General features: G+C 67.4%; 7 protein-coding genes and 1 pseudogene. All 8 read left to right on the top strand.

Features of this window, described 5'->3' with window-relative positions; all coding sequences use genetic code 11:
- A pseudogene (locus CFP71_RS34200) lies at positions 1 to 379 on the top strand (NADH-quinone oxidoreductase subunit G); the annotation flags it as partial.
- On the top strand, positions 376 to 1,713 hold the full coding sequence (gene nuoH, locus CFP71_RS34195; protein WP_093938080.1) for an NADH-quinone oxidoreductase subunit NuoH: 1,338 nt from the start codon (positions 376 to 378) through the stop codon (positions 1,711 to 1,713). The pseudogene CFP71_RS34200 and the gene nuoH, both read left to right, overlap by 4 nt.
- Positions 1,700 to 2,245, top strand: a complete 546-nt coding sequence (gene nuoI / locus CFP71_RS34190; protein ID WP_093938079.1) for an NADH-quinone oxidoreductase subunit NuoI — start codon at positions 1,700 to 1,702, stop codon at positions 2,243 to 2,245. Before nuoH ends, nuoI begins: the two co-directional genes overlap by 14 nt.
- A complete protein-coding gene (locus tag CFP71_RS34185; protein ID WP_093938078.1) occupies positions 2,242 to 3,090 on the top strand; it encodes an NADH-quinone oxidoreductase subunit J in 849 nt (282 codons plus the stop codon). The genes nuoI and CFP71_RS34185 overlap by 4 nt, the downstream gene beginning before the upstream one ends.
- Entirely contained in the window at positions 3,087 to 3,386 is a 300-nt protein-coding gene (gene nuoK / locus CFP71_RS34180) for an NADH-quinone oxidoreductase subunit NuoK (protein ID WP_005151882.1), read from the top strand. Before CFP71_RS34185 ends, nuoK begins: the two co-directional genes overlap by 4 nt.
- Before the next feature lie 12 nt (positions 3,387 to 3,398).
- Complete coding sequence (gene nuoL, locus CFP71_RS34175) at positions 3,399 to 5,297, top strand: NADH-quinone oxidoreductase subunit L (protein ID WP_093938077.1); 1,899 nt, start codon at positions 3,399 to 3,401, stop codon at positions 5,295 to 5,297.
- Positions 5,297 to 6,847: an NADH-quinone oxidoreductase subunit M gene (locus CFP71_RS34170; RefSeq protein ID WP_093938076.1), complete on the top strand. Its 1,551-nt coding sequence runs from the start codon at positions 5,297 to 5,299 to the stop codon at positions 6,845 to 6,847. Before nuoL ends, CFP71_RS34170 begins: the two co-directional genes overlap by 1 nt.
- 2 nt (positions 6,848 to 6,849) lie before the next feature.
- Complete coding sequence (nuoN, locus tag CFP71_RS34165) at positions 6,850 to 8,415, top strand: NADH-quinone oxidoreductase subunit NuoN (protein WP_093938075.1); 1,566 nt, start codon at positions 6,850 to 6,852, stop codon at positions 8,413 to 8,415.
- The last annotated feature ends 42 nt before the right edge of the window (positions 8,416 to 8,457 follow it).

The following is an 8,457-nucleotide window of genomic DNA, read 5'->3' as shown; positions in this document are numbered from 1 at the left end:
GCGTGAGATGAAGGACGCTTTCATTGCAGATTTTGCTATGAAGGACGCTTTCATTGCACGCCCGGAGCCCACGGACGGCAAGGTCCTCCTCGCCACCTGGCGGCAGCTGATCGACAACGGTTCGCTGCAGGACGACGAGCCGCACCTCAAGGGCACCCAGCGCGAAGTCGTCGCGAAGCTCTCGGCGAAGACCGCCGAAGGCTTGGGCGCCACCGTGAAGGTCTCCACCGAACGCGGTTCCATCACGCTGCCGATCGAGGTCGCGGACCTGCCGGACGGCGTCGTGTGGCTCCCGGGCAATTCCGACGGTTCGGCCGTCCGCGCTTCCCTCGGCGCGGGTCACGGTTCGGCCGTCAACCTCACCGGAGGTGAGAAGTGACTCCGTTGCTCACCCAGATGCCGGACGCCGCCGAGCGGGCGGCGCTGCTGGCGGACGACCCGTTGTGGCTGGTCCTGATCAAGACGGTCGTCATCCTGCTGATCGGCCCGATCCTGACGATCTTCCTGATCGTCTGGGAACGTAAAGCGGTCGGCCGGATGCAGAACCGTCCCGGCCCGAACCGGGTCGGCCCCGGCGGCTACCTGCAGTCCCTCGCGGACGCGATCAAGCTGCCGTTCAAGGAACAGATCATCCCGGACACCGCCGACCGCAAGGTGTACTTCCTCGCCCCGGTGATCTCCGCGGTGCCGGCGCTGATCGCGCTGGCGGCGATCCCGTTCGGCCCGGTCGTGACGATCTTCGGCGAGCCGACCGTGCTCCAGCTGGTCGACCTGCCGGTCGGTGTGCTGGTGATCCTGGCCTGCTCCTCGATCGGCGTGTACGGCCTCGTTCTGGCCGGCTGGTCCTCCGGTTCGCCGTACCCGCTGCTCGGTGGCCTGCGAAGCGCGGCTCAGGTGATCTCCTACGAGATCGCGATGGGCCTGTCCATCGTCGGCGTCATCCTCTACGCCGGTTCGATGTCGACCTCGCAGATCGTCGAGTCGCAGCAGAGCGGCTGGTACTTCTACCTGCTCCTGCCGAGCTTCGTGATCTACCTGATCTCCATGGTCGGCGAGACCAACCGGGCCCCGTTCGACCTCCCCGAGGCCGAATCCGAGCTGGTCGGCGGTTTCCACACCGAGTACAGCTCGATGAAGTTCGCGATGTTCTTCCTCGCCGAGTACGTCAACATGGTGATCGTTTCGGCGTTCGCGACCACGTTGTTCCTCGGTGGCTGGAAGTTCCCGTTCGTCGGCGCCGACCACGCGCTCAACCAGGGCTGGCTCCCGCTGATCTGGTTCACCGCGAAGCTGTTCATCCTGCTGTTCGGCTTCATCTGGCTGCGCGGCACGCTGCCGCGGCTGCGGTACGACCAGTTCATGCGCCTGGGCTGGAAGGTCCTGGTGCCGGTCAACCTGGTCTGGATCGTCGTGATCGTCACGGTCCGCGCGATCAAGAACTCGGGCGGGCTGTCCACGCCGCAGATCCTCATCGGCGGCGGCGCGCTCATCCTCGTCGTCGTCCTGCTCAGCATGTTGCTGCCGGACAAGAAGGTCCCGGAAGAGGACTACGTCCCGGTGACCGGCGGCGGGTTCCCCGTGCCGCCGCTCGACCTCCAGGTCCCGGAGCACACTCCGCGTCAGAAGGCCCTCGTGAAGGCCGAAGCCCGGGCTGCCAAGCGCAAGCCCGCGGCGGTTTCCAGTGGAAGGGAGGCCGGCGATGGGGATTCTTGATCCCATCAAGGGTTTCGGTGTCACCTTCGGCATGATGTTCAAGAAGGTCGCCACCGAGGAGTACCCGGAGGCGGGCGCCCCCGCGGCCCCGCGCTACCACGGCAGGCACCAGCTCAACCGGCATCCGGACGGGCTGGAGAAATGCGTCGGCTGCGAGCTGTGCGCGTGGGCCTGCCCGGCGGACGCGATCTTCGTCGAAGGCGGCGACAACACCGAAGAGGCACGTTTCTCGCCCGGTGAGCGGTACGGCGCCGACTACCAGATCAACTACCTGCGCTGCATCGGCTGCGGGTTGTGCGTCGAGGCCTGCCCGACCCGGTCCCTGACGATGATCAACTTCTACGAGCTGGCCGACGACGACCGGCAGCGGTTGATCTACACCAAGGAAGACCTCCTCGCGCCGCTGCTGCCCGGCATGGAGCAGCCGCCGCACCCGATGCGGCTCGGCGAGAACGAGCAGGACTACTACGTGAACGGCCCCGAGTTGGCCCGTAAGCCCACCGGGGCCACCGAAGCGGAGGCCGTCAAGTGATCACGGCTCTCCTCGCCCAGGCGCCGGACGTCTCCGCCGGGATCACCACCGGCGAGACCATCGCGTTCTGGGTGCTCGGCCCGCTCGCGCTGCTCGGCGGGCTCGGCATGATCTTCTCCCGCAACGCCGTGCACTCGGCGCTGTGGCTGGTCCTCACGATGCTGTGCCTCGGCGCGCTGTACATGATCCAGCAGGCGCCGTTCCTCGGCTTCACACAGATCATCGTCTACACCGGCGCGATCATGATGCTGTTCCTGTTCGTGCTGATGCTCGTCGGCCGGGAGAGCTCGGACTCGGTCGTCGAAGTGCTGCGCGGGCAGCGGGTCATGGCGACCCTGCTCGGCATCGGCGTCGGCGGCCTGCTCGCCGCGGGTCTCGCCCGCGCGCTGGCCAACGTCACCCCGGCGCTGCCGCGCGACCCGGCGAACCTCGACGGCGGCGGCCCCGGCGGGCTGGGACGGCTGATCTTCACCAAGTACCTGTTCCCGTTCGAGCTCACCTCGGCGCTGCTGATCACCGCCGCGCTCGGCGCGATGGTGCTCGCGTTCACGGACAGGCACGCCAAGGGCGGCAAGAAGTCGCAGAAGGAACTCGTCGTCGACCGGTTCACCGGCAAGCACGACCGGCCTTCGCCGCTGCCCGGCCCGGGTGTCTTCGCGACGGCCAACTCGGTCGCCACCCCCGCGCTGCTGCCGGACGGTTCGATCGCCCCGGAGTCGCTCTCGGAGATCATCGAGTCGACTTCGGCCTCGCAGCTGGAAAACGAGCGGAAGCAGGTCGCCGGGTCCGAAGAAGGCCCCGACGCCCACGCTCTGGTCGGCAAGTCTGAAGGGGAGAAGGAATGACCCCGACGTACTACCTGCTCCTGTCCGCGCTGCTGTTCGCCATCGGCGCGGTCGGGGTGCTGGTGCGCCGCAACGCGATCGTCGTGTTCATGTGCATCGAGCTGATGCTGAACGCGGCGAACCTGTCCCTGGTCACGTTCGCCCGGATAAACGGGTCGCTCGACGGTCAGGTGATGGCGTTCTTCGTGATGGTCGTCGCCGCCGCGGAGGTCGTGGTGGGGCTCGCGATCATCATGGCGATCTTCCGCACCCGGCGCTCGGCCTCGGTCGACGACACCAACCTGCTGAAGTACTAAGGGAGCACGGAGTTGACCGCATCATCGTGGCTGCTGGTGGCCTTCCCTGCCCTCGGCGCCCTCATCCTTCTGCTGGCCGGTAAACGAGCCCGGGGCTGGGGACACCTCCTCGGCAGTGCGACCGTCTCACTGTCCTTTGTGTACGGCCTGATCCTCTTCTTCACCGCCGACACGAAGGCCACCGCGGACGTCAAGCTGTTCTCGTGGATCCCGGTTTCGGCGTTGCAGGTCGACTTCGGGCTCCGGATCGACGCGCTTTCGCTGACGTTCGTGCTGCTGATCACCGGCGTCGGCATGCTGATCCACTTCTACTCGATCGGCTACATGGCCGAGGATCGCGACCGGTCGAGGTTCTTCGCCTACCTCAACCTGTTCGTCGCCTCGATGCTGATCCTGGTGCTGGGCAACAGCTTCGTGACGCTGTACCTCGGCTGGGAGGGCGTGGGTCTCGCCTCGTACCTGCTCATCGGCTGGTACCAGGACCGCCCGTCCGCGGCCACCGCGGCGAAGAAGGCGTTCCTGATGAACCGCGTCGGTGACGTCGGGCTCGCGCTGGCGATCTTCCTGATGTTCAAGTACGTCGGGAGCACCGGTTACGCCGAGGTCTTCGGCGCGATCGACAAGATCCCGACCGGCGCGATCACCGCCATCGCGATCCTGCTGCTGCTGGGCGCCTGCGGTAAGTCCGGTCAGTTCCCGCTGCAGGCCTGGCTTCCGGACGCGATGGAGGGCCCGACCCCGGTCTCGGCCCTCATCCACGCCGCGACGATGGTCACCGCGGGCGTCTACCTGGTCGCCCGCGCGCACGAGATCTTCAACGCCACCCCGGACGGCCGCCTGATCGTCACCCTCGTCGGCACGGTCACGCTGCTGATCGGGTGCATCATCGGTTGCGCGTACGACGACATCAAGAAGGTCCTGGCGTACTCCACGGTCAGCCAGATCGGTTACATGATGCTCGCCGTCGGCCTCGGTCCGATCGCCTACGCGCTCGGCATCATGCACCTGGTGGCGCACGGTTTCTTCAAGGCCGGGCTGTTCCTCGGGGCCGGTTCGGTCATGCACGCCATGAACGACGAGGTCGACATGCGGAAGTTCGGCGGGCTGCGCAAGCACCTGCCGGTCACCTTCTGGACGTTCGCGCTCGGCTACCTGGCGCTGATCGGCATCCCGCCGCTTTCGGGCTTCTTCACCAAGGACGCGATCATCGAAGCGGCGCTGAGCCAGGGCGGCTGGCGCGGCTGGGTGATGGGCGGCGCGGCACTGCTCGGCGCCGGGCTCACCGCGTTCTACATGACGCGCCTGATGGTGATGACTTTCTTCGGCAAGGAACGCTGGAAGGAGATCAAGTCCAGCGACGGCCGAGACTTCCACCCGCACGAAAGCCCCGCGGTGATGAAGTGGCCGATGATCATCCTGGCCGTCGGCTCGATCGGCGCCGGCGCGTTCTTCGCCCTCGGCGACCGGTTCGCCGAATGGCTTTCGCCGGTGGTCGGTCCGCTCGAAGAGGGTGGCCACAGTGTCATCCCGCACGCGCTGGTCCCGTTCCTCACCGTGGCGCTGTCCGTGCTCGGCGCGGTGGCGGCGTGGCTCTTCGTCGGCCGCAAGGACGTTCCGGTGGAACGCCCCGAGCGGGTCTCCGCCGTGGTCAAGGCCGCGCGCAACGACCTCTACGGCAACACCCTGAACGAGACGCTGGTCGCCCGCCCGGGCACCTGGCTCGCCCGCGCGCTGGTCTACGTGGACAACCGCGGCGTCGACGGCGCCGTCAACGGGCTCGCCGCCGGGCTCGGCGGCGGATCCGGGCGCCTGCGCCGCCTGCAGACCGGCTTCGTCCGCTCGTACGCACTGTCCATGCTGGGCGGCACATTCCTGCTTCTGGCGGCACTCCTGCTGGTGAGGTTCTCCTGATGACCTGGGTTCTCGCATCCATCCTGCTGCCGCTGCTCGGTGCGGCGGTCGTCGCCGGGATGAAGAAAAACGACCGCCTGGCGACGCTCACCGCGCTCGTGGTGTCGATCCTGACGTTCCTGCTGGTGATCCCGATGTGGGCGAGCTACGCGCCCGCCGGGGACCGGATCCAGCAGAAGACGTCGATGGACTGGATCCCGAACTTCGGCATCCACATCTCGTTCGGCATCGACGGCATCGCGCTGGTGATGATCGCGGTCATCGGCCTGCTGGTGCCGATCGTGGTCGGCGCGCTGGGCCTGACCGACAAGCTCCCGGCCGGGCGCTCGGCGGGCGGGTTCCTCTCGCTGATCCTGGTGCAGGAGGCGCTGACCATCGCGGTGTTCGCCGCGACCGACGTCTTCCTGTTCTACGTGCTGTTCGAGATCATGCTGATCCCGATGTACTTCCTGATCGGCGGCTACGGCGGCGCGAACCGGCAGTACGCGGCGGTCAAGTTCTTCCTGTACTCGTTCCTCGGCGGCCTGATCATGCTGGCCTCGGCGATCGGCGCGTACTCGCTGGCGTCGGACAAGCTCGGCAAGGGCACGTTCGACTGGGCCACGCTGGTCACCGTCGTCCGCGACGCTCCGACCGGCACTCAGATCTGGCTGTTCCTCGGGTTCTTCCTCGCCTTCGCGATCAAGGCCCCTTTGGTGCCGTTCCACACCTGGCTGCCGGACGCCGCGGGCCAGGCGCCCATCGGCGTCGCGGTGCTGCTGGTCGGCGTGCTGGACAAGGTCGGCACGTTCGGGTTCCTGCGCTACTGCCTCCCGATGTTCCCCGAGGCCAGCAAGGAACTCGCACCGTGGGTGCTGGTGCTCGCCGTCGCGGGTGTCCTCTACGGCTCGATCCTCGCGGCCGGGCAGCGCGACATGAAGCGGTTCATCGCCTACGTGTCGATCGCCCACTTCGGGTTCATCGCGCTCGGCATCTTCAGCTTCAACGAGCAGGCGATGGTCGGCTCGGTGTCGTACATGCTGAACCACAGCCTCGCCACCGGCATGCTGATCGTGGTCGTCGGCCTGATCGTGATGCGCGGCGGGTCCACGCGGATCTCCGACTACGGCGGCATGGCGAAGGTGACCCCGCTGCTCGGCGGGATGCTGCTCATCGCCGGTCTGTCCACGTTGTCCCTGCCCGGCACGAACTCCTTCATCAGTGAGTTCCTGGTGCTGCTGGGGTCCTTTGTGGACTATCCGGTGTACACGATCATCGCGACGGTCGGCATGGTGCTGGCCGCGGCGTACGTGCTCTGGCTCTACCAGCGCGTCATGCAGGGCCCCGTCCGCGGTGACGCCCTGCTCGGCGCCGGTGGCGGCCCCGGCACGGCCATCGCTCCGGAACTCGGGGCCAAGAAGACCATCAAGGACCTCGGCGGCAAGGAGATCGCGATCCTGGCGCCGATGGTCGTGCTGATCATCGCGCTCGGGTTCTATCCGAAGCCGGTGCTCGACACGATCACCCCGTCGGTGCAGGCGACGATGTCGTCCTTGCAGGGAGGCAAGTAACAGTGCTCTTCTTGACTCAGGCGCCACCGGTTCAGGTGCCGTCGATCGACTACTTCGCCGTCACGCCGATCCTGATCATCCTCGGGGCCGCGTGTGTCAGCGTGCTGTTCGAAGCCTTCCTGCCCAAGCACATGCGGTGGCCGTCGCAGGTCTTCCTGTCCCTGGTCGGGATCGGGGCGGCGGGGGTCTTCCTGGTCTGGTACGCCAGTTCGTCGGCGCCGAAGGGCGGTGTCACCACCTTCAGCGGCTCGATCGCCGTCGACCGGCCGTCGCTGTTCCTCTGGGGCACCCTGCTGGCGCTGGCGCTGGGCGCGCTGCTGCTGATCGCGGACCGCTCGGTCGAGCCGGGCGGCGCGTTCGTCGCGCAGGCCGGTATCCGCCCGGGCACCATTCAGGACCGCGCGCAGGTCGGCACCACCGGCATGCAGACCGAGGTCTTCCCGCTGACGCTGTTCGCACTCGGCGGCATGATGGCGTTCGTCGCGGCCAACGACCTGCTGACCATGTTCATCGCGCTCGAAGTGCTGAGCCTTCCGCTGTACCTGATGTGCGGTCTCGCCCGGCGGCGCCGCCTGCTCTCGCAGGAATCCGCGGTCAAGTACTTCCTGCTCGGCGCGTTCTCCTCGGCGTTCTTCCTCTACGGTCTCGCGCTGCTTTACGGCTACGCGAACTCCGTGAAGCTGTCGGACATCGCCAACGCCGCCGCCGGTTCGGACCGGTCGGACACCCTGCTGTTCGCCGGGCTCGGCCTGCTCGCGGTCGGCCTGCTGTTCAAGGGTTCGGTCGGCCCGTTCCACACCTGGACCCCCGACGTGTACCAGGGCGCGCCGACCCCGGTCACCGCGTTCATGGGCGCCTGCACCAAGGTCGCCGCGTTCGGCGGGATCCTGCGGGTGTTCTCGGTGGCGTTCGAGTCGACCAGCTGGGAATGGCGCGGCGTGCTCTGGGGCGTCGCGATCCTCTCGATGCTGATCGGCGCGGTGCTGGGCCTGACGCAGACCGACGTGAAGCGCATGATCGCCTACTCGTCCATCGCGCACGCCGGATTCCTGCTCATCGGTGCGATCACGATGACCGAAGAAGGCCTTTCGAGCACGCTGTTCTACCTGCTGGCCTACGGCTTCACCACGCTCGCCGCGTTCGGTGTCGTCTCGCTGGTGCGGGACTCGAACGGCGAGGCGACGCACCTGTCCGCGTGGGCCGGGCTGGCGAAGCGGTCCCCGGTGCTGGCGGGGGTGTTCACGTTCCTGCTGCTCGCGCTGGCCGGTATCCCGCTGACCAGTGGTTTCGTCGGCAAGTTCGTGGTGTTCTCGGCGGCCCTGTCCGACGGGATGGCGCCGCTGGTCGTCGTCGCGTTGATCTTCAGCGCCGTCGCCGCGTTCTTCTACCTGCGGGTCATCGTGCTGATGTACTTCTCCGAGCCGGCGCCCGACGGCCCGACCGTCACCGTGCCCGGGGCGTTCACCACGACGGCGATCACGCTCGGCGTCATCGTCACGCTGGTGCTGGGCCTGATCCCGGCGTTCGCCCTCGACTGGGCGGGCTCCGGCGGTTTCGCCCTCAAGTAGCTCTTTGCGCGCGAAAGGCCCCCTCGCTGTCGTGAGGGGGCT

Origin of the sequence: Amycolatopsis thailandensis (assembly GCF_002234405.1) — a bacterium.
GTDB classification, from domain to species: domain Bacteria; phylum Actinomycetota; class Actinomycetes; order Mycobacteriales; family Pseudonocardiaceae; genus Amycolatopsis; species Amycolatopsis thailandensis.
The sequence above is the reverse complement of the archived record's forward strand: the minus strand, read 5'-3'. Positions and strand labels throughout refer to the sequence as shown.

Excerpts from the sequence above, each read along its gene's own strand:
- nuoI (WP_093938079.1), top strand. The coding sequence starts at position 1,700 with ATGGGGATTCTTGATCCCATCAAGGGTTTCGGTGTCACCTTCGGCATG.
- nuoK (WP_005151882.1), top strand. The coding sequence starts at position 3,087 with ATGACCCCGACGTACTACCTGCTCCTGTCCGCGCTGCTGTTCGCCATC.
- CFP71_RS34170 (WP_093938076.1), top strand. The coding sequence starts at position 5,297 with ATGACCTGGGTTCTCGCATCCATCCTGCTGCCGCTGCTCGGTGCGGCG.